This is a genomic window from Dyella tabacisoli (assembly GCF_003350925.1).
GTDB classification, from domain to species: Bacteria; Pseudomonadota; Gammaproteobacteria; order Xanthomonadales; family Rhodanobacteraceae; genus Dyella_C; species Dyella_C tabacisoli.
Map to the genome: position 1 here is coordinate 218,052 of NZ_KZ857173.1, position 21,001 is coordinate 239,052.

The following is a 21,001-nucleotide window of genomic DNA, read 5'->3' on the forward strand; positions in this document are numbered from 1 at the left end:
AGACTTAATCTGCTTGCGTAAGCGTGAAGCCGCAGCCATTGGCCAATTCAAAAAAACCGGGAAACGAGGTCGCAACATTGCTGCAATCGTTGATCCTGATCGGACCTTGTGCAAGCAAGCCAGCTACTGCGAAGCTCATCGCGATACGGTGATCGCCATGGCTTACCACGGTACCGGCACTGAGCGTGCCACCTTGAATCAGTGCACCGTCAGGTGTTTCTTCGATGGCCGCGCCCACTGCGCGTAAACCCGCAGCCATGGTCGCGATGCGATCGGACTCTTTGACCCGCAGTTCGGCGGCGCCACGGATCACTGTCTGTCCTTTGGCAACCGCCGCCGCGATAAACAACACGGGAAGTTCGTCGATCATGTCCGGCACCAGGGCCTCGGGCAATTCGATGCCATGCAGCGGTGCATGGCGCACGATCAGATCCCCCACCGGCTCGCCGCCGCTTTCGCGTTCGTTCTCGACGCGAATGTCCGCCCCCATCAGGCGCAAGGCGTGCAGCAAACCCGTGCGGCGCGGGTTCAAGCCCACCGCCGACAGATGTAACTCAGAGCCCGGCATGATGCTCGCGGCGACCATGAAGAAGGCCGCCGAGGAGAAGTCGGCCGGCACGTCGACATCGGTAGCACGCAGGGTGTGTTTGCCCGACAAGCGCGCGAACCCTGGTTTGAACACGATCGGCCAGCCGAATGCCGCCAGCATGCGTTCTGTGTAGTCGCGTGTCGGATGCGGCTCGATGACTTCGGTCTCACCCTCGGCATACAGGCCTGCCAGCAATAACGCCGACTTCACCTGTGCACTGGCCACTGGCAAGGTGTAGTGAATGCCATGCAAATTCTGGCCGCCATGCACATGCAAGGGCGGCAAGCCATCCTGGGTATCGATCTTTGCGCCCATTTGCGCGAGCGGATCGGTGACCCGGCGCATCGGTCGTTTCGATAGCGACTCGTCACCGATCAGCGTGCTGTCGAAGGCCTGCCCGGCAAGTAAGCCGGCAAGCAGGCGCATGCCGGTACCGGCATTGCCGCAATCGAGTGCGTGTGTTGTGCCGCGCAGACCGTGCAGACCGACACCTTCAATGACCCGCTCGCCATCGGCAGGCGTTTCGATGTGCACGCCCAACTGAGCCAGCACAGCGGCCGTAGCGCGCGTGTCCTCACCTTCCAGAAAGCCGCGAATGTGCGAACGGCCTTCAGCCAGTGCAGCCAGCATGAGCGAACGGTGCGAGACCGACTTGTCCCCAGGGACACGTAAATTACCTCGCAGCGGCTGGCCGGCATGGCTTTGCCAATCCAGTCGACTACTCATGGCAAGGCTACCGGGTAAGAGCCAAGCACCCGCAATTTTGCGGCGCTCTCGCCAATTTCCTGCACGGCCGCTTGCAGGGCAGCACCTTCGATATGGCCTGATACGTCGATAAAGAACGCATATTGCCATTTGCCGGTATGCGACGGGCGCGACTCGATCCGATTCAAACTGACGCCGTGCTTGGCAAACGGGCTGAGAATGTCGTACAGCGCGCCGGGCTTGTCGTTGACCGTGATAAGCAATGAAGTTCGGTCATTGCCGGAGGGTGGAAACAATGAGCGGCCGATGACCAGGAAGCGAGTGGTGTTATCGGCACGATCCTCAATGGCTTTCGCGACTGTTTTCAGGCCATAGACACGGCCGGCCGTTTCGCCGGCGATCGCCGCAGCTTCGTCGGCATGGCGTGCCAGCCGCGCAGCCTCGGCATTGCTGCTCACCGCAATACATTCGACATTGGGCAGGTTGATGCGTAGCCAGGTCTTGCACTGCTGCAACGATTGCGCATGAGCGTAGACCCGCTTGATGTCTTCTAGCCGCCCTAGCTGCGAATGCAGGCATTGATGCACGCGCAATTCCACTTCGCCGCAAATCGTCGCATCGGAGGTGAGGAACATATCCAGCGTGACCTGGATCATGCCTTGCCCGGAGTTCTCCACCGGCACGACGCCGAAATCGGCATGGCCTGCAGCGACCTCCTGGAATACCTCTTCGATACTGCCTAACGGCAAGCCGTAGGCAGCATGGCCGAAGTGCTTGCGTACGGCCTGCTCGCTAAAGGTGCCTTCGGGACCGAGAAAACCGATCTTGAGAGGATCTTCCTGGGCCAGGCAAGATGACATGATCTCGCGAAACAAGCGCACCATTTCAGTATCGGACAGCGGGCCGCCGTTGCGGTCCACCACCATGCGCAGCACGTGGGCCTCGCGTTCGGGGCGGTAATAATCGATCGCCGAAAGCCCCTCGCCCTTGACCTTGGCGACTTCCTGCGCCCAATTGGCACGCTCGGAAATCAGCTCCTGAATTTGCTTGTCAATGCTGTCGATGCGTTCGCGTACTTGCGTAAGCGGGCCGCTCTTATCGGGTATACGTTCGTCGGTCATGGTACAGCCGTCTGGATAGAAAGATGTCTGATCGGATGGTACATGGCGCCCGCGACGGCGCAAGCGGGCACACTACGATCAACCATGGCGTGCGGCAAAGTCCCGCATAAATGCCACCAAGGCTTCGACGGCTTCGGGCGGCACCGCGTTGTATAACGATGCACGCATGCCGCCAAGAGCCTTATGCCCTTTCAATGCGAGCAGCCCGGCCGCTCCGGACTCCTGTAGGAAGGCAGCGTCCAAGGCATTGTCATGCAGCGTGAATGGCACATTCATCCGCGAGCGCGCCGCAAGATCGATGGGATTGCGGTAGTAGCCGCCGGATTCGTCGATAGCCCGATACAGCAACTCGGCCTTGGTGCGATTTCTCGCCGCCATGGCGCTAAGACCACCTTGCTGTTTCAACCATTGAAAGGTCAGCCCTGCCAGGTACCAGCCCCAGGTATTGGGGGTATTGAGCATGGAGTCGTTCGCGGCGTGTTCGGCATAGCGAAAGATTCGCGCCATAGGCCGCGCAGCTCGTTGCAGCAAGTCTCGCCGTACGATCATCACCACCAGCCCTGATGGACCGATGTTTTTCTGCGCGCCCGCGTAGATCAAGCCGAAGCGGCTGATATCGAGCGGCTCAGACAGGATGTTCGAGGACATATCTGCAACTAGCGGCACCTCGCCGACACTGGGAATGTCGTGATACTCCACGCCATGAATAGTTTCATTTGACGTGTAATGTACGTAGGCGGCGCCGGGGTCGAGCTGCCAGTGATCGCGTGCAGGCAAGCTCAAATAGTGATCGGCCTTGCTGCTCGCGGCGACATTCACCCGCACGTATGACGTTGCCTCGCTGGCCGCCTTTTCACCCCAATGGCCGTTGACGATGTAGTCGGCGCTATCGCCCTCGCCGGCCAGGTTCATCGGGATTTGCGCGAAATGCTGGGTCGCGCCGCCTTGCAGGAAAAGCACGGCATAGTCAGCCGGAATTGCCAGCAGTTCGCGCAGATCGGCTTCTGCCTGAGTCGCCAGCCCGGTGAACAACTTGCCGCGATGCGACAACTCCATCACCGAAGCGCCGCAACCGTTCCAGTCAAGCAATTCGCGTTGCGCGCGTTCGAGTACCGCTTGCGGCAACGCCGCCGGCCCTGCGCTGAAATTCCAAACCCTGCTCACTAGCGGCTCCCTAATAAATGTCGTCGCTGCATTATGCCGTTAGGGGCAGGAGCCGGGGAACGGGGAGAAAGCTTAGGGAGCAAAGGAACAAAATTAAGTGAAGGAACCGAAGCAAAGAACTATCGCATCGGCTCGAACTTCAATCCTTGCTCCTTCAAAACCTCACCAGCAGTACCAGCGCAATGCCCAAGGCAAGCGCTGCTGCCGTCACAATCAACCACCAGACTTCGCCGCGAGGGCCGGCGTCTTCTTCTGGCAGATGTTCGGGGGCTGCCGGCGGCATGACAATTTCGGGTTCTAGCTCCATGCCCGGCGCATCGACCACAAAGCGGTGCATGGCGATACCCAACTGATCGCCTGGTTGCAAAGTTGCCTGCTGAACCTCGACTCCATTAACGCATAAAGGGTAGCGTGGCGAGGACGGCCCCAGCTCAAGCAGCAACTGGCCGTCGCGCCAGAAGATCCGCAATGCAGCGTTCTCCCCTTGCGGCAATTCCAGCGGATAACGCCCCATCGCCCCCAGTGTCAGGGTGTCCTGCAAGGACAACACGCGGCCCGACAACGGCCCCGCCACTGCACGTAAAGCGACCGTGCAACGCCCTTGCTCGGACACGGGTATGGGTGCGCGCGGCATGGTCGGCTCATCCGCGCAAAGCAACATGCGGCAATCGCCCACGCTCAATATATCGCCCGCGCGCAACAGCGTTCGCTCACGCACCGGCCGGGCATTCACATAGATGCGGCCAGCACCAGGCAGCAAGTGCAACACGATGCCCCGGCGATCTTGCTGGATGCGCAAATGATGGGCATGTGCCTGATGGGCCGCCAGCACCAAATCGTTATCGGGCGCGCTTCCCACACTGAGCACACCTTGCTTCCAGTGGAAATCCTCGCGGGCCGAGTGAGGGAATTCAATGCGCATCGGTGAACCGTTCGATAGACGGCGGGACTCTAACAGATGACCGCGATTGTCCGGCATACCGTTATCCTTATGCCATTGCCCCAAACAGCGGAGTTCGTGATGCCTAAGATTGACATACGCCAGCCACACCACCTTTCGCTCGCCCAGGCGCGTGCCGAAGTCGAGCAGGTGGCTGCGCGGATGCATGAGAAATTCGGCATCGAAGGGCAGTGGCAAGGCGAGACCTTCAGCTTCAGCCGTTCCGGCGTGAGCGGCACGATTGCCGTCGAAAGCGATGCCGTCCAGGTCAAAGCCGAGCTGGGCATGATGCTGGCGCCGCTCAAGGGCATGCTTGAGCAGGAGATCCAGCGCAAGCTGGATGAGCATTTCGCTTGATGATTCTTTAACCAAACCATATTCCGTGGCATAATCGTCTGCTTACGCGGCCACAACGGCCGCACACGCACCCACCGGAACGCATGGCCAAAGACGACGTCATTGAAATGGAAGGCACGGTTTTAGAGACCCTGCCCAACACCATGTTTCGCGTGCAGCTTGAGAATAAGCACGTGGTAACCGCCCATATTTCCGGTCGCATGCGCAAGCACTACATTCGCATTCTTACCGGCGACAAGGTGAAGGTCGAAATGACCCCATACGACCTTACCAAGGGTCGTATCACCTATCGCATGAAATAAAACCATGTAGGAGCCCACCTGTGTGGGCGAAAATCAACGGTGCAGTCTTACCGTAGTTTTCGCGCACAGCCTGCGCTCCCACCATGTAAAGAGGCCGCGCAATGCGCGGCCTCTTTTGCTTTCCTCAATACGCGGAAGCCTCAGAACACCGTGGCTGGCAGCTTCTCCGCCGCCTCGGTATTTACCTGCAGTTCACCATCGTGCACGCTCAGCATGACCTTGCCGCCATCGGCCAACTTGCCGAACAGCAACTCGTCGGCCAGCGCACGCTTTACCTTCTCCTGAATCACGCGAGCCATCGGACGCGCACCCATTTGCGGGTCGAAACCATGCTCGGCCAGCCAGCGACGGGCATCGGCATCGACATCCAGCGTCACGTGCTTCTCGGTCAATTGCGCCTCCAGCTCGAACAGGAACTTGTCGACGACGCGCAGAATGTGGTCGAAATCCAATGCATTGAACTGAATGATCGCATCGAGACGGTTGCGGAATTCCGGCGTAAAGCTACGGCGAATCACTTCCATGGCATCCGTTGCATGGTCTTGTTTGACAAAACCGATGCCCCGACGCGATGCCTGTTGTGCACCGGCATTGGTGGTCATCACCACCACCACGTTCTTGAAGTTGGCCTCGCGGCCATTGGTATCGGTGAGCACGCCGCGATCCATGACTTGCAGCAGCACATTGAACACATCCGGGTGTGCCTTCTCGATCTCATCGAGCAACAAAACCGCGTGCGGATGCTTGGTGACCGCCTCGGTCAACAAACCGCCTTGATCGAAACCTACATAGCCCGGAGGTGCGCCAACCAGACGCGATACCGAATGCGCCTCCATGTACTCCGACATGTCGAAACGAATCATTTCGATGCCAAGCTGCATCGCCAGTTGCTTGGTGACCTCGGTTTTGCCCACACCGGTAGGGCCGGCCAACAAGAAGCAACCAATGGGCTTGGAAGGGTCAGCCAACCCCGAGCGGGCCATCTTGATCGACGCAGCCAACGCTTCGATCGCTGCATCCTGACCAAACACGACCATTTTCAGATTGCGCTCAAGGTTGCGCAGCACGTCGCGATCGGACGCTGAAACCTGCTTGGCCGGAATCCGTGCCATCTTCGCCACGATGTACTCGACCTCGGGCACATCTACCTTACCGGTACGCTGATCTTCCGGCAGCAAGCGCTGACGCGCACCCGCCTCATCGATTACGTCAATGGCCTTGTCAGGGAGCAGGCGATCGGGGATGTGCTTTACCGATAAATCCACCGCCGCTTTCAACGCCTCGTTGGTGTAGGCAACGTTATGGTGCTCCTCGAAGCGGGAGCGCAGCCCCTTCAGAATCTCGAAGCTGTCAGCCACGGTCGGCTCCACCACGTCGATCTTCTGGAAGCGACGCGCCAGGGCACGGTCTTTTTCGAAAATGCCGCGAAACTCTTGGAAGGTGGTCGAGCCGATGCAGCGCAATTCACCCGAGGCCAGCATCGGCTTGATGAGATTACTGGCGTCCATGGTGCCGCCGGAAGCCGAGCCGGCACCGATGATGGTGTGAATTTCGTCGATAAACAGGATCGCGCCCGGCTGCTTTTTCAGTTGCGCAATCACGGCCTTCAAGCGCTTCTCGAAGTCACCGCGATACTTGGTGCCAGCCACCAGCGCGCCCAGATCAAGCGACCAGATGGTGGCGCCATCCAATACCTCGGGCACTTCGCCATCGACGATGCGTTTAGCCAGGCCTTCGGCCAGGGCTGTCTTGCCCACACCGGCCTCCCCGACGTAGAGCGGGTTGTTTTTACGGCGGCGGCATAGCACCTGGATGGTGCGCTCGATTTCGTCCTGGCGGCCGATCAATGGATCGATTTTGCCTTCCAGTGCCAGTTCGTTGAGGTTGCTGGCGTATTCGTTGAGCGGGTTGCCCTTGGGTTCACCGCCCTCCTCGCTTTCACGTTCGCCGCCCGGTGCGTTCGAGGTCGGCTCATCACCGATCTTGGCAATGCCATGCGAGATGTAATTGACCACGTCCAGCCGCGTGATCTCCTGCTGATGCAGGAAATACACCGCATGCGAATCCTTCTCGCCAAAGATCGCCACCAGCACATTGGCGCCGGTAACCTCTTTACGGCCAGAGGACTGCACGTGATAGACCGCACGCTGCAATACACGCTGGAAGCCAAGCGTGGGCTGAGTATCCCGCTCGTCGCCGTGCGGCAGCACCGGCACGGTTTCGGCGATGATCTTTTCAAGCTCGGTGGTCAGGCGCGGCAGATCCGCGCCGCAGGCACGCAAAGCGCCCAGAGCTGACTGATTTTCGGTAAGCGCGAGCAATAGATGCTCCACGGTCATGAACTCGTGGCGCTGCTCGCGGGCCTGCTTGTAGCACTGGCCGATAGTGACTTCGAGATCCTTGCTAAACATCCGGACCGTCTCCGCTTAGATGGCTGCGGCGCGTTGCCGCGATGGCTACAACGTGGGGGGCGATCAGAGTTTTTCCATAGTGCACAGTAAAGGATGTTGATTTGCGCGCGAATATTCGTTCACGTGAGTGACCTTAGTCTCAGCAACCTCCCGTGTAAATACACCACAAACACCCTTGCCTCGGGTATGCACATGCAACATCACTTGCACGGCTTGCTCCTGATCCAGGTTGAAGAAACTGCGTAACACTTCGACCACGAAATCCATGGGGGTGAAATCGTCATTCAGCAGTAGCACCTGGAACAGCGGTGGCCGCGCCACCTCCGGACGGGAGGTTTCCAGCGCCAGACCGTGTCCGGTGCCTTGTTCGTTTTCGGGTTCGTGGGCCATGGTGACTATGTAGTAGAGCGTGGTTAAAAGTATACCGCTGCGGCAATGGGACTTAAGTCCTATCGCCGCAATAAACGGCAAGCCACTCCTAGGTAATGGCACAATGTCGTCTTTTCCAGGGCTACCGCCCTCGGCACACCGACTCATGGCCGATTCTTTGACTCCCCGCGCTGTCTGGTCTCCGCATGTCACCGTGGCATGCGTGGTCGCCGATGGCGATCGTTATTTAATCGTCGAGGAACTGGTCAACGGCCGCCTCGTCTACAACCAGCCGGCCGGGCACCTCGAAAATGGCGAGAACCTGGCCAGTGCGGCCCTGCGTGAAACGCTGGAAGAAACCGGCTGGACCATACAGCTTGAGCACTTGATCGGCGTGCACCAATGGCGCAGCACGGAGCATGGCGACAGCGTCCTGCGTTTCAGCTTTGCCGGCCAGCCGCTTAGCCATGATCCACTCAGGCCGCTGGATACCGGCATCAGCCGGGTCTTATGGCTTACCCGTGCCGAAATTGCCGCACTCGGCGCGCAATTGCGCTCTCCTTTGGTGCTGTTGAGCATCGACGCCTGGCTCGCCGGCCAACGATTGCCGTTATCGGTGCTCAATAGCCAGCTAACGGAGGATCCTTACCCGTGAAGGTCATGTTGGGCATCTCCGGCGGGGTGGATTCCTCCGTAGCGGCACTGCTACTGCAGCAGGCCGGCTTTACGGTCGAAGGCCTGTTTATGCAGAACTGGGAAGAAGACGACCGCGACGGCCCCTGCACCACCGACGCAGACCGTAAGGACGCCGTCGCCGTCTGCGGCCGGCTGGGCATTCCGTTTCACGCCCGCAATTTTGCTGCCGAATACTGGGACGGCGTGTTCGAGCATTTCCTTGCTGAATACCGCGCCGGCCGCACGCCAAACCCCGATGTGTTGTGCAATCGTGAAATCAAGTTCAAGACGTTTCTGGACGAGGCGCATGCCTTGGGGGCAGCCAAGATCGCTACCGGCCATTACGCCCGGATCGACCAGCGCGACGGGCGTTACCGCCTGCTGCGCGCGCTCGATGCCAGTAAGGATCAAACTTACTTCCTGCATGCGCTGGGTCAACAACAACTTGCTGCCACCCTGTTTCCACTCGGTGATATAGAGAAAACCCAAGTACGCCGAATGGCCTTGGAAGCGGCGTTACCGACGCACGCCAAAAAGGATTCCACCGGTATTTGTTTTATCGGCGAGCGCGACTTTCGTAGTTTCCTGTCCCAATACATCCCAGCCCGTCCGGGAGCCATGCGCACCCCCGACGGCGCGACCATCGGCGAACACCAAGGCGTGATGTATTACACCCTGGGGCAACGCAATGGCTTGGGCATTGGCGGTCGCCAAGGCGCCAGCAGCGAACCGTGGTACGTGGTCGGCAAAGATGTCGCGGCCAACGTACTCTATGTTGCCCAAGGCGGTGAGAACCATTGGCTGCATTCGCGCCGACTGCGTGCCGAAACGCCTAGCTGGGTCGCTGACGAGGCTCCGGCCGGCGAATTTCGCTGCACCGTGAAGACCCGCTATCGCCAGCACGACCAGAGCTGTACGGTGCATGTGCTAAGTGATGGCGTTGAAGTGCATTTCGATGAACCGCAGCGCGCTGTAACTCCAGGCCAATCGGTTGTGTTTTATGACAACGAGGCCTGCCTCGGCGGCGCGGTGATCGAGGTCACCGATGCGCCATTTGGTGGCTGGACCGATAACGTCGGCAGCATTCCCTTCTCTTCCGTAACAAGCGAGTCAGTCCACGGTGTTTGAAGCTTTTGCCATGAATGAAGAGCGCGTGCTCGCTCTCGCCGGCCTGTTCCAGGCCACCTCCCTAGCGCAGCAACTGGCCAATGACGGGCGTTGCGACGAGGGGGCTATGGATGCCAGCCTGGGCAGCATCTTCCGTATCGATGCCCCATCCGTAGTCGATGTGTATGGCGGTGTTTCCGGGGTCCGCCTGGGCCTGCGCAACCTGATCGCCCAGCTTGACGAGAACGGTCGCGACATGGCGATCACCCGTATGGCTGTCACCGTCATACGCCTCGAACGCAATCTGGCGCGCCAACCCGATTTATTGAACAAGCTGCAGCAAGGCATTGTTTCCGCGCAACGCCAGGTGGAGCACTTCGGCATAGGCTCGACCCAGGTGGTCAGCCGACTGGCCGAGCTGTACTCGTCCACTTTGTCCACGTTAAAGCCACGTGTGATGGTCACCGGCAACCCGCAGCAGTTACAGCAAATGAACATGGTCGAACGCGTCCGCGCCAACCTGCTCGCCGCCGTGCGATCAGCCGTATTGTGGCGTCAGGTCGGTGGCCGCCAATGGCAGCTGGTCCTGTACCGCCGCCAATGCAGCATGCTGGCTCGCGGACTGCTTACGGGCACTACGCTGGATAACGGCTGAGTCCATACCCTGCTCCATTGCCAGCCGGATGAGGGCTAAGGCTCGTCAATAAGCTTCAGGCCCGGTCGCTGTCGGGCGAGTTTGCGCAGCAGCTCGGCAAAGGTCTGCAGATCGTTACGCCATGGCGAGGCTTCACGCCAGTACAAGGCAATCTCCCGACCGGGAGCCTGGCCCTTGATCTTCGTCAGCACGATGCCCGGCATCGAGGCCAGGCGGTCATGGGCCAGAACTGGCACCAGAGCGTAGCCGCCACGCAAGCTGACCAGGGCCGCCAGACTTTCCAGACTGACGTCCTGCACATGGCCATTATCGGTGGCATCGCCAGGCAAGCCATCGGCGTGACTTTCACTCATCAAGGTCGCCTCACCCGCATCGAGTTGCTCCAGGGCCACGCTGCGACGGCTGGCCTGCGGATGATCGGCGCGAAACATCAGCTCCCACGGCTCGAAAAACAATGGCCGCATGGCCAAGCCACTCGCAGCGGTGGCAGGCGGCCCCAACACCGCATCGAGCTCGCCCTCGTGCAAGCGGCGCAGCAAACCTCGCGGCTTGCCCTCGGAAAGACTCAGACGCACGCCGGGAAAATGCTGCGGAAAGGGGCCGATCAAATGCGGTAACAAATACGGCCCCAACGTGGCCGGCACACCTAGCCGTAGTTCACCGCCAAACGCGACCTCGCCCGCACGGGCAGCCTGCTGCAAATGCTCGGCAGCCGCCAATACCGCGTCGATCTGTTCGAGCAGGCGCTGACCGCCCGCCGTGGGCACGATGCGTCGCCCACCGCGTTCGAACAACGGCGATCCCAGCGCTTGCTCGACCTTTTGCACCTGATGCGACAACCCCGACGGGCTGATGTGCATCGCCCGCGCCGCGCTGTTGAAACTGCCATGGCGATGCACGGCTTGGACCAAGGCCAGGTCACGTATCGAAACCGCTGAGAGGGACATCGAAATCATCGAACGCTGCATGTCGTCATATGCGTTTGTCTGGCGAGGCGCGCAGCCCCAAGCTATGCGGCGCAGCATCAGGCACGGCGCACGCCTGGTGAGTGGCGACCAGTGAAGCGCGATTCTAATGCCTGAAGTTGATATCTGCTGCCTCAAGCACCTTCAATCCGTTCGCGGCAACCACAGTTTGGGCGATAATCGCGTTCTTTAGGTCGCCGCAAGCCAACTTTCGGACAGCGCGCCCGCATTGCCCCACACCTATCCCAGCCGCAGGATCCAGCCAGGAGTTATCTGATGAAAGATTCATTTTCGGTACGCGACAGTCTCGAAACCGATGGCAAGCGCTACGCCTTTGCCAGCCTGACCAAACTCGGTCAGCGTTTCGATCTCAAACAGTTGCCCTACTCGCTGAAGATCCTGCTGGAGAACCTGCTGCGCCATGAGGATGGCGTCAACGTGACCGCGAAAGAGATCGAAGCGGTAGCGAACTGGAACGCCAAGGCCGAGCCCGACACCGAGATTTCCTTCATGCCCGCCCGCGTGGTGCTGCAAGACTTCACCGGCGTGCCTTGCGTGGTCGATCTGGCCGCGATGCGCGATGCCGTGGTCAAGCTCGGCGGCGATGCAACCCAGATCAATCCGCTGGCACCGGCCGAACTGGTTATCGACCACTCCGTACAGGTCGATGCGTACGGTTCGTCCAGCGCGCTGGAGAAAAACGTCGAGATCGAGTTCGAGCGCAACCAGGAGCGTTACTCGTTCCTGCGCTGGGGCCAGAAAGCATTCAATAACTTCAAAGTGGTGCCGCCGCGCACCGGCATCGTGCATCAGGTGAACCTGGAGCATCTGGCCCGCGTGGTCTTTACTGCCGACAAAGATGGCGAAAGCTGGGCTTACCCAGACACGGTGTTCGGCACCGACTCGCACACCACCATGATTAACGGCATCGGCGTGCTGGGCTGGGGCGTCGGCGGTATCGAGGCCGAGGCGGCCATGTTGGGTCAGCCATCGTCGATGCTGATTCCGCAGGTGGTTGGCTTCAAGCTCAGCGGCAAGCTGCCGGAGGGCGTGACCGCAACCGATCTGGTGCTTACCGTGACCCAGATGCTGCGCAAGCTGGGCGTGGTGGGCAAGTTCGTCGAGTTCTTCGGCGACGGCCTCAAGCACCTGCCGCTGGCCGATCGCGCCACGATCGCCAACATGGCGCCGGAGTACGGCGCGACCTGCGGCATCTTCCCGATCGATCAGGAGGCGCTGAACTATATGCGTCTGTCCGGCCGAAGCGCCGAGCAGATCAGCCTGGTCGAGGCTTATGCCAAGGCTCAGGGCATGTGGCACGACGAGCACAGCATCGAGCCGCGCTTCACCACCACCCTGGAGCTGAACCTGGCCGACGTGCGGCCATCACTGGCCGGGCCCAAGCGCCCGCAAGACCGGGTACTGCTCGAAGGCGTCAAGCAGAGCTTCCATGACGCCGTAGGTCCGCTCACTGCCAACCGCAAGCCGAAGAACGGCGATACCGCGAACTTTGCCAACGAAGGCGGCGCTACCGCCATCGGCAATTCAGCCAATGCCATCACCAATGGCGGCGTGCGGGTAGAAAAAGACGGCCAGACCTTCGTGCTGGGTGACGGTGCGGTGGTCATCGCGGCCATCACTTCCTGCACCAATACGTCCAACCCGGCGGTGATGTTGGGTGCCGGCTTGCTCGCCAAAAAGGCCGCCGCCAAAGGCCTGACCTCCAAGCCATGGGTGAAGCCCTCGCTCGGGCCGGGCTCGCTGGTGGTTACCGACTATCTGGAAAAAACCGGCCTGTCGAAAGAGCTGGAGAAAGTCGGCTTCTATGTGGTCGGCTACGGCTGTACGACCTGTATTGGCAATTCCGGCCCGCTGCCGACCGAAATCAGCAAAGGTATTGCCGAGGGTGACCTGGCCGTGGCGTCAGTGCTTTCCGGCAACCGCAACTTCGAGGGCCGCGTGCATCCCGAAGTAAAGATGAACTACCTGGCCTCACCGCCGCTGGTGGTCGCGTACGCGCTGGCTGGTACGCTGGACATCGACCTGACCAAGGACGCGCTCGGCATCGGCAACGACGGTCAGCCGGTGTATTTGAAAGATATCTGGCCAAGCAACAAAGAAATCTCCGACACCATCGCCGGCGCGATCAACCCGGCCATGTTCGAGAAGAACTACGCCGACGTGTTCAAGGGCGACAGCCGCTGGAACCAGATCGCCTCCCCGGATGGCGCCCTGTTCAAGTGGGATGACTCCACCTATATCAAGAACCCGCCCTATTTCGACGACATGAGCGCCGAGCCGGGCACGATCGAAGACATCCACGGCGCCCGCGCGCTGGGCTTGTTCGGCGACTCGATCACCACCGACCACATTTCACCGGCCGGCTCGATCAAGAAGGACAGCCCGGCGGGCCGCTTCCTGATCTCCAAAGGCGTGGATGCGAAGGATTTCAACTCCTACGGCTCGCGTCGCGGCAACGACGACGTGATGGTACGCGGCACCTTCGCCAACATCCGCATCAAAAACCTGATGCTCAATGGCGTGGAAGGCGGCTACACCCTGCATGTACCGAGTGGCGAACAGCTAGCTATCTACGACGCCGCGATGAAGTACAAGGCCGAAAAGACCCCGCTGGTCGTGCTGGCCGGCAAGGAATACGGCACCGGGTCCTCGCGTGACTGGGCTGCCAAAGGCACCTTGCTGCTGGGCGTGAAAGCCGTCATCACCGAGAGCTTTGAGCGCATTCACCGCTCCAACCTGGTCGGCATGGGCGTACTGCCCTGCCAGTTCCAGGACGGTGAGAATGCACAGTCGCTGGGCCTGACCGGCACGGAGAGCTTCGATATCGTCGGCCTGGAAGGCGGCGAATCGAAGGTGGCCCAGGTCACCGCCACCGCCACCGACGGCAGCAAGAAGCAGTTCACTGTGAAAGTGCTGCTGCTGACGCCGAAGGAACGCGAGTTCTTCCGCCACGGCGGCATCCTGCAATACGTTCTGCGCCAGTTGGCCAGCAAAAAGACGGCCTGATTCCCCGGCTGTGATCCATAAAAGAACCGCCCTGGAATTCGGGGCGGTTTTCTTTTGCCCGCTATACAAACATAGGACATACGCGGCGAATCATCGTCCCGCAGGCGTGATTCCTGGCGCGAACCTCGCTGCGGCGCGGCTTGCCGCTGTACTTCAGCGTATGCTCCAATGCCTCTCCGTGTTGATGCCAGATGCCTGCCATCGCCATCATTATCGGGTTATCGAAACTGGAGCTTGGGATCAAACATGAGCAATGAGCGTCCGTGGCTGGATCACTATCCGGATGGCATACCCGCACAGATCGACATCAATGAATACGCCTCGGTCGTAGCGGTACTCGAAGAATCGTTCGAACGTTTTCGTGATCGCCCGGCATTCAGCAATTTCGGTAAACAGATCAGCTACGGCCAACTCGAAGAAATGAGTCGGCACTTCGCCAGCTATCTCACCGGCGAGCTCAAGCTTAATAAGGGTGATCGCATCGCCCTGATGATGCCAAACGTGTTGCAGTACCCTATTGCCTTGTTCGGCGCGCTACGCGCCGGCATGATCGTGGTCAATACCAACCCGATGTATACGGCGCGCGAGCTGAAACACCAGCTCGAAGACGCCGGTGCGAAGGCTATTGTCGTACTCGACAATTTCGCGGCGACCCTGCAACAGGTGGTTGCCGAGACCCACATCGAGCACATCGTCACCACCGGCATTGGCGACCTGCTCGGTTTTCCGAAAGGCGTGCTAGTCAATTTCGTGCTCAAGCACGTGAAGAAGATCGTGCCAGCCTTCCAATTGCCGCAAGCGGTGCGTTTCCGCGACGCACTATCGCGCGGCGCGGCACACCCGTCATTGAAAGTGGCACTGAACCACGATGACATCGCTTTTCTGCAATACACCGGCGGCACCACCGGCGTAGCCAAAGGCGCCATGCTCACGCATGGCAATATGGTCGCCAATATGATGCAAGCCGGCGCATGGATCGGTGCCAACGCCAAGTTTGGCGAAGAAGTCATCATCACCGCACTGCCGCTCTATCACATCTTTTCATTGACCGCAAACAGCCTGGCGTTTCTGCGGCTCGGCGGCCTGAACTGGCTGATTACCAATCCGCGTGACATGCCAGGTTTTGTCAAAGAGCTGAAGAAATCCAAATTCACCGCGCTTACGGGTGTCAACACGCTGTTCAATGGCTTGCTCAACACTCCTGGCTTCGCCGAACTCGACTTCTCGCGCCTGCACTTGACCCTGGGCGGCGGCATGGCGGTGCAGCGCGCTGTTGCCGAACGCTGGAAAAAAGTCACCGGCTGCACCCTCGCCGAAGCCTATGGCCTTACCGAAACCTCGCCGGCGGTATGCATCAACCCTCTCAGTATTACGGCTTACAACGGGTCGATCGGCCTTCCCGTTCCATCTACCGATGTAGCCATTTGGTCCGAAGACGGCCAACCATTGCCGATGGGTGAAGCGGGCGAGCTCATGGTGCACGGCCCGCAGGTGATGAAGGGCTATTGGCAGCGCCCGGACGAGACCATCAAGGTTCTCGGCAGTGACGGCTGGCTACACACCGGCGACATCGCCCGAATGGATGCGAACGGCTACTTTTACATCGTCGACCGCAAGAAAGACATGATCCTCGTTTCCGGCTTCAACGTTTATCCGAACGAAGTCGAAGACGCCGTCATGCTGCATCCGGGCGTAGCGGAGGTTGCCGCCATTGGCATCACCGACGAGCATTCCGGCGAGGCAGTGAAACTGTTCGTCGTGCGCAAAGATCCCAGCCTGACCATCGATGAGTTGAAGCAGTTTTGCCGCGACAATCTCACGGGTTACAAACGCCCGAAGATCATCGAATTTCGTGATTCGCTGCCCAAAAGCAACGTGGGCAAGATTCTGCGTCGCGAACTGCGTGACGAGAAGCCGATGCCGGCAGCCACCGCTGGTTGATTTGACGCCTTTAACCGCTTGCGTCTACCTCAAGTAGACGCAAGCGCGTGAACCGACGGCACACCTTAATCGTCCCGCCATTGCTCCAGGATATCGGCGTAGCCGCCAAGCAAATTCCATAACGGCACCTGTTTGTCTTCAGGAATGCGCGTATAGGCCAGGCCAATATGACGACTGGATACACGCGCCACGACCGCCTCCAAATGGATATGCAGGTCATGGCCGAAGATCATGTCCAGCATCCAGCTTTGTCCTGCCTCGCCCTGCCAGCCAAGCGGCCGCCGCAGAAGCACGCCCGTAGCCGATATATCTACCAGTTCGGTGGGCTGAGATTGATTGCCACGGCTCATCAGCACCGTAGTTTCGATGCGCATGCGGGCAGGTCGTAATTGCCCTGAATCGCCGCCCAGAATGTCGTCGGCTTTCGTCACCACCCCTCCTCCGTTCGCACCGCGCATCCCCTGGTACCTGTTGATCCCCATCCAGGAAATCACTCTATTTGTTCAGCGCCGAACCTTGTACGACGCTGTTCACACATGACAAGCAAGTGACGTGCCATGGCATATCATGGCCTGCAGGATCACTAGCACCCTGCAAACGTTACATAAAAAGCCGGACAGCCTGCCGCGTCGTGCAACGGCCCGACGCGGCAGGTCACATGCTGCCCATACATCAAGGGTCATTATCTAACGGTATAAACCATCGCATCACGGCGACGACAGACACTAGCGTGAATATAAGCCTAGACTCGGTTTGGCCGGCTTGGCCCACATACTGGACTTGCCGCCCATCAGCCGTTACTCTGTGACCCACGCTCTAGGTCCAAGGGTGCGAGCAGGCCGGTCATGACTGGCCAATACTGCCCACCCGGCGCACACAGCAACCGCTAAACCGTTCGTGACATAGCTCGTCACAACGTCGCTCGCATCGCCTTTGTTACTAAACAGGGATGCCGCAGCGGTCGCTCACGGCCAACCTGATCGAAACCGTTTCATTAAAGTGGTGCAGCGACGATGGCGTACATCGAGCCTCGGTTGAGCATCGTGCTAATTAGCTTCATAGGGTCCAGCTTCATTGGGGTCATTGGGCCGCCGCTTTGCAGCGCTGCCCGTGTGGGGACATTCCGTAAGCGAATGCCGGTGGAACAAAACGGTTCCTAACGTGTTGAACGCATTACTAGCCGTCCTGAGGCGGCTTCACGACATGTATTGATGAGCACTGAGCCCGAGGCCGTTACAGCACCGCAAGACGCCTTCGCGTCGGTACCGCAACAGCAGGAAATGCCGCTGGCCATTGTGCGCGGCGAGCCGCTACTGCAGATGCCGCAGGATTTGTATATCCCGCCGGACGCGCTCGAGGTCATCCTTGAGGCATTCGAAGGACCACTGGATCTGTTGCTCTATCTGATACGCAGACAGAACCTGGATATTCTTGATATTCCGGTTGCCGAGATTACCCGGCAATACATGACCTACATCGACTTGATGCGCGATGTGATGCGCCTGGAGCTGGCGGCAGAATATCTGCTGATGGCCGCCATCCTGGCTGAAATCAAATCGCGACTGTTGTTGCCGCGCCCCCCCTCGGAGGAAGGCATCGAAGAGGATCCCCGCGCGGAGCTGGTGCGGCGTCTACAGGAATACGAGCGTTTCAAACGAGCGGCGGAGGATATCGAAGCCCTGCCCCGCCTGGAGCGCGACACTGTCGTCGTACAGGCCGACATTGGCGAGCGCAACGTCATCAAGTTGCCACCGCCACTGGACCTCAAGGAGATGCTGCTGGCGCTGAAAGACGTCATGCATCGAGCGGAGTTGTTCGGGCATCACGCCATCAAGCGCGAGGCGCTAAGCGTACGTCAGCGCATGGGTGAGCTGCTTGGCCGGCTCAGCGACAGCAGCTTCCATCGTTTCGAGACGCTGTTCGAGATCAGTGAAGGGCGGCTCGGCATCGTGGTGACCTTTTTGGCCATGCTGGAATTAGCCAAGGAAATGCTGATCGAAATTGTGCAAGAAGAACCTTTGGCGCCGATCTACGTGAAAGCAAAAGTGACGCTTACCGAAGCCATCGACGAAACGATGCCCGATGAAACGGCGTTTTTCGCCGCGTCGGACTAAAAGCAGTCTCTACATTGAAGTTATCCCATTTAAGCGGTACCGGTGCATCGGTACTCATGAATCCGCATCCGACCCAAGGCTATGCAGATCGAGCAACTCAAACCCATTCTTGAAGCAGCCTTGCTAGCCTCTACTCATCCGATGACCGTTCAACAACTGGGCGATTTGTTCAGCGAAGAGGACGAGGTCGGTCGCGAGCAGATCGCTATCGCTTTAGAGGCCCTTGCCGCCGACTGCGAAGGTCGTGGCGTGCATCTGCTCGAAGTAGCATCCGGCTTTCGCTATCAAGTACGTCAAGAAGTGCATCCGTGGATTTCGCGGATGTGGACGGAGAAGCCCAGCCGTTATTCTCGAGCACTGCTTGAGACACTGGCGCTGATCGCCTACCGTCAACCGATCACTCGCCCCGAAATCGAGCAAATCCGCGGCGTGGTAGTGTCCTCCAACATCATCAAGACCATGGAAGAACGGGAATGGATTCGCGTGGTCGGTTACCGCGATGTACCCGGTAAGCCCGCACTGTTCGGCACCACCCGCGCTTTCCTCGACTATTTCAATCTCAAATCGCTGGACGAATTGCCGCCACTCTCGGAAATCCGCGACATGGAAGATCCGCAGATGCGACTGGATCAAGAGCCGATGCCGGTCTACGTCGCGCGCGATTTGCCCATCGATCCCGATGAAGATATAGAAAGTACCGCGACTGACCCGGCCGAAACGGGCATCGCCGAATCGATTCATCACGAGAGCGCTGAAACCGTAACCGATACCGCGGCCGACGAACACGCCCACAGCGACAACGCCGAGGCCCCGGCGATCGAAGCGCCATCCAACGAACCATCGCCGGAGACTGACCCCTCCAGCACGTCATCCAAAACCACAGCAGCCGAACTCGACAAGACTCACCCCGTCGAGGTCACAACAACAGCCACTGCCGACGAGGCAGCGAACCTGGCGGACGCCGAACCCGGCAACGCCGAGCAAGAGACTAAGGAGTACCGCGCATGAATGCGCCGCAAAAATCCGTTCTGACCCTGAAACGCGAACCACGCACCGAAACCAATACACCGCCGCTGGAAGAGCGCCTGCATAAAGTGCTGGCCAATGCGGGCCTTGGCTCGCGCCGCATGCTGGAGCAACGCATCCAAGCCGGTGAAGTCGAAGTCAATGGCGCCGCCGCAGGCATCGGCGCCAGCGTGCATGCCGGCGATCGCGTCGTACTGGACGGCAAACAATTCGTTGTCGCCACTGACAACCGCGATGAGACCGAGGTACTGGTCTATCACAAGCCCGAAGGCGTCGTGACCACGCGCGAAGACCCAGAAGGTCGCCCCACCGTATTCGAGCAGTTGCCGCGCCTGAAAGGTGCGCGCTGGGTCGCCGTGGGCCGCCTGGATATCAACACCACCGGCTTGTTGTTGCTCACCACCGACGGCGAATTGGCCAACGTGCTGATGCACCCCAAGAGCGGGCTGGAACGCGAATACCTTTGCCGCGTCCACGGTGAGGTGCCTGACGAGATGATCGAAAAGCTCAAGGCCGGCGTGGAGCTTGAAGACGGCCCCGCCCGCTTCGACGAAATCGCCGTCATCAGCCGGGGCGGCAGCCATAGCTGGTTCCGCGTAGTGATCCGCGAAGGTCGTAACCGCGAAGTCCGCCGCCTATGGGACTCGCAAGGTTTTCTGGTCAGCCGTCTCAAGCGCATTCGCTACGGCAGCATCGGGCTACCGCGCACACTGCGCCGTGGCGACTGCGAAGCGCTGGGCGAAGACGCCGTCAAACAATTACGCAAGACCATCGGCCTGGGCGCAGCCCAGCCGGTACTGACACTGAGCCCCGTGCTTCATCAGCGTCGCGCCAACCGCCAAGTCACCGAATACAAGCCGGAGCGCGGCACCGGCCAAGCCTGGAGCAGCGGTCACCACGACGAAGCACGCGAACTGCGCGCCTACGACCGTATTCGCGAAGAACCGACCCGCGGCAAGCAACAACGTCGCCGCCCTGGGCAGGAAGTAAACGGCAACGTCGCCCGTCCTGATCGCGCACCGGTCAATACCGGCCGCCGTCCTAGTAAGCGTGGCGTCGCACCGGGCCAGGAGCTGCCCTCGGTACGTAGCTGGTTTGCTGGCGAAAGCCGCACCGGTGAAAGCCGTGATGGTGGCCGTGGTAATGCCGGCCCAGGTGCCGGTGCCGGCGGCAATCGCCGCCATGGCGGCGCCAAGCCGGCCGGTGCACGCAGTGGCGGCGGTCAAGGCAGTAGCCCTTATGGCGGCTTCTCCGGTGGCAACACCGGTGGCGCTCCGCGTGGCAACACGGGCAATCGGCAAGGGCCTGGTCAAGGTCAAGGCGGCCGGCCGGCCCGTAGCGGTGATCGCCCGCAAGGCAGTGGCGGTCGCCCGCAAGGTGGCGGTGGACGCCCACAAGGCAGCGGCGGTGCTCGTCCGCAAGGCGGCGGTGGCCGTCCGCAGGGCGGCGGTCGTCCTCAAGGTGGCGGTGGTGGACGCCCACAGGGCGGCGGTGGCGGTCGTGGCGGTAATCGGTCAGGCAATCGCTAAGCCT

18 protein-coding genes are annotated in these 21,001 nt (G+C 59.9%); 10 read left to right on the forward strand and 8 right to left on the reverse strand.

The features are described 5' to 3' along the window. Positions 1-4 precede the first annotated feature (4 nt). The 4 genes from aroA to DVJ77_RS00690 all read right to left on the reverse strand — a co-directional run bounded on the left by aroA (position 5) and on the right by DVJ77_RS00690 (position 4,501). Complete coding sequence (gene aroA / locus DVJ77_RS00675) at positions 5-1,315, reverse strand: 3-phosphoshikimate 1-carboxyvinyltransferase (protein ID WP_114843547.1); 1,311 nt, start codon at positions 1,313-1,315, stop codon at positions 5-7. Beyond that, positions 1,312-2,415 (reverse strand): prephenate dehydratase, encoded by a 1,104-nt coding sequence (gene pheA / locus DVJ77_RS00680; RefSeq protein ID WP_114843548.1) that lies wholly within the window; start codon positions 2,413-2,415, stop codon positions 1,312-1,314. The genes aroA and pheA overlap by 4 nt, the downstream gene beginning before the upstream one ends. A 78-nt stretch (positions 2,416-2,493) precedes the next feature. Next, complete coding sequence (gene serC, locus DVJ77_RS00685; protein WP_114843549.1) at positions 2,494-3,579, reverse strand: 3-phosphoserine/phosphohydroxythreonine transaminase; 1,086 nt, start codon at positions 3,577-3,579, stop codon at positions 2,494-2,496. Positions 3,580-3,733: 154 nt separating this feature from the next. Next, positions 3,734-4,501 carry an FHA domain-containing protein gene (locus tag DVJ77_RS00690; protein ID WP_114844176.1) on the reverse strand — a complete coding sequence of 256 codons (768 nt, stop codon included), beginning with the start codon at positions 4,499-4,501 and terminating at the stop codon, positions 3,734-3,736. 99 nt (positions 4,502-4,600) lie between these two features. On the opposite strand from DVJ77_RS00690, the gene DVJ77_RS00695 reads away from it, so the two are divergent. Both DVJ77_RS00695 and infA read left to right on the forward strand, forming a co-directional pair. After that, positions 4,601-4,876: a polyhydroxyalkanoic acid system family protein gene (locus tag DVJ77_RS00695; protein WP_114843550.1), complete on the forward strand. Its 276-nt coding sequence runs from the start codon at positions 4,601-4,603 to the stop codon at positions 4,874-4,876. Positions 4,877-4,959: 83 nt separating this feature from the next. Continuing rightward, positions 4,960-5,178: a translation initiation factor IF-1 gene (gene infA, locus DVJ77_RS00700; protein ID WP_114843551.1), complete on the forward strand. Its 219-nt coding sequence runs from the start codon at positions 4,960-4,962 to the stop codon at positions 5,176-5,178. 140 nt (positions 5,179-5,318) lie between these two features. Here infA and clpA read toward each other — a convergent pair whose 3' ends face one another. Together clpA and clpS are read right to left on the reverse strand one after the other, a co-directional pair. Then, on the reverse strand, positions 5,319-7,589 hold the full coding sequence (gene clpA, locus DVJ77_RS00705; protein WP_114843552.1) for an ATP-dependent Clp protease ATP-binding subunit ClpA: 2,271 nt from the start codon (positions 7,587-7,589) through the stop codon (positions 5,319-5,321). A gap of 63 nt (positions 7,590-7,652) precedes the next feature. Next, entirely contained in the window at positions 7,653-7,979 is a 327-nt protein-coding gene (gene clpS, locus DVJ77_RS00710; protein ID WP_114843553.1) for an ATP-dependent Clp protease adapter ClpS, read from the reverse strand. 145 nt (positions 7,980-8,124) lie between these two features. Here clpS and DVJ77_RS00715 point away from each other — a divergent pair, with 145 nt between their 5' ends. The 3 genes from DVJ77_RS00715 to hflD are packed head-to-tail and all read left to right on the forward strand — an operon-like array spanning position 8,125 to position 10,395. Continuing rightward, a complete protein-coding gene (locus DVJ77_RS00715) occupies positions 8,125-8,613 on the forward strand; it encodes an NUDIX hydrolase (RefSeq protein WP_114843554.1) in 489 nt (162 codons plus the stop codon). Then, positions 8,610-9,761 carry a tRNA 2-thiouridine(34) synthase MnmA gene (gene mnmA / locus DVJ77_RS00720; protein ID WP_114843555.1) on the forward strand — a complete coding sequence of 384 codons (1,152 nt, stop codon included), beginning with the start codon at positions 8,610-8,612 and terminating at the stop codon, positions 9,759-9,761. Before DVJ77_RS00715 ends, mnmA begins: the two co-directional genes overlap by 4 nt. A gap of 10 nt (positions 9,762-9,771) precedes the next feature. Continuing rightward, on the forward strand, positions 9,772-10,395 hold the full coding sequence (hflD, locus tag DVJ77_RS00725; RefSeq protein ID WP_114843556.1) for a high frequency lysogenization protein HflD: 624 nt from the start codon (positions 9,772-9,774) through the stop codon (positions 10,393-10,395). Positions 10,396-10,430: 35 nt separating this feature from the next. On the opposite strand, the gene DVJ77_RS00730 is transcribed toward hflD, so the two are convergent. Beyond that, a complete protein-coding gene (locus tag DVJ77_RS00730; RefSeq protein WP_114844177.1) occupies positions 10,431-11,363 on the reverse strand; it encodes a LysR family transcriptional regulator in 933 nt (310 codons plus the stop codon). A 273-nt stretch (positions 11,364-11,636) separates the two neighbouring features. Here DVJ77_RS00730 and acnA point away from each other — a divergent pair, with 273 nt between their 5' ends. Together acnA and DVJ77_RS00740 are read left to right on the forward strand one after the other, a co-directional pair. Next, entirely contained in the window at positions 11,637-14,387 is a 2,751-nt protein-coding gene (gene acnA, locus DVJ77_RS00735; RefSeq protein WP_114843557.1) for an aconitate hydratase AcnA, read from the forward strand. A gap of 246 nt (positions 14,388-14,633) precedes the next feature. After that, entirely contained in the window at positions 14,634-16,328 is a 1,695-nt protein-coding gene (locus DVJ77_RS00740) for an AMP-binding protein (RefSeq protein WP_114843558.1), read from the forward strand. 65 nt (positions 16,329-16,393) lie between these two features. Here DVJ77_RS00740 and DVJ77_RS00745 read toward each other — a convergent pair whose 3' ends face one another. Continuing rightward, positions 16,394-16,702 carry a PilZ domain-containing protein gene (locus DVJ77_RS00745; protein WP_225427789.1) on the reverse strand — a complete coding sequence of 103 codons (309 nt, stop codon included), beginning with the start codon at positions 16,700-16,702 and terminating at the stop codon, positions 16,394-16,396. Between the two features lie 837 nt (positions 16,703-17,539). On the opposite strand from DVJ77_RS00745, the gene DVJ77_RS00750 reads away from it, so the two are divergent. The 3 genes from DVJ77_RS00750 to DVJ77_RS00760 all read left to right on the forward strand — a co-directional run bounded on the left by DVJ77_RS00750 (position 17,540) and on the right by DVJ77_RS00760 (position 20,997). Next, positions 17,540-18,442 carry a segregation and condensation protein A gene (locus DVJ77_RS00750; RefSeq protein WP_225427692.1) on the forward strand — a complete coding sequence of 301 codons (903 nt, stop codon included), beginning with the start codon at positions 17,540-17,542 and terminating at the stop codon, positions 18,440-18,442. An 81-nt stretch (positions 18,443-18,523) separates the two neighbouring features. Then, entirely contained in the window at positions 18,524-19,450 is a 927-nt protein-coding gene (gene scpB / locus DVJ77_RS00755; RefSeq protein WP_114843560.1) for an SMC-Scp complex subunit ScpB, read from the forward strand. Further along, entirely contained in the window at positions 19,447-20,997 is a 1,551-nt protein-coding gene (locus DVJ77_RS00760) for a pseudouridine synthase (protein ID WP_114843561.1), read from the forward strand. The genes scpB and DVJ77_RS00760 overlap by 4 nt, the downstream gene beginning before the upstream one ends. The last annotated feature ends 4 nt before the right edge of the window (positions 20,998-21,001 follow it).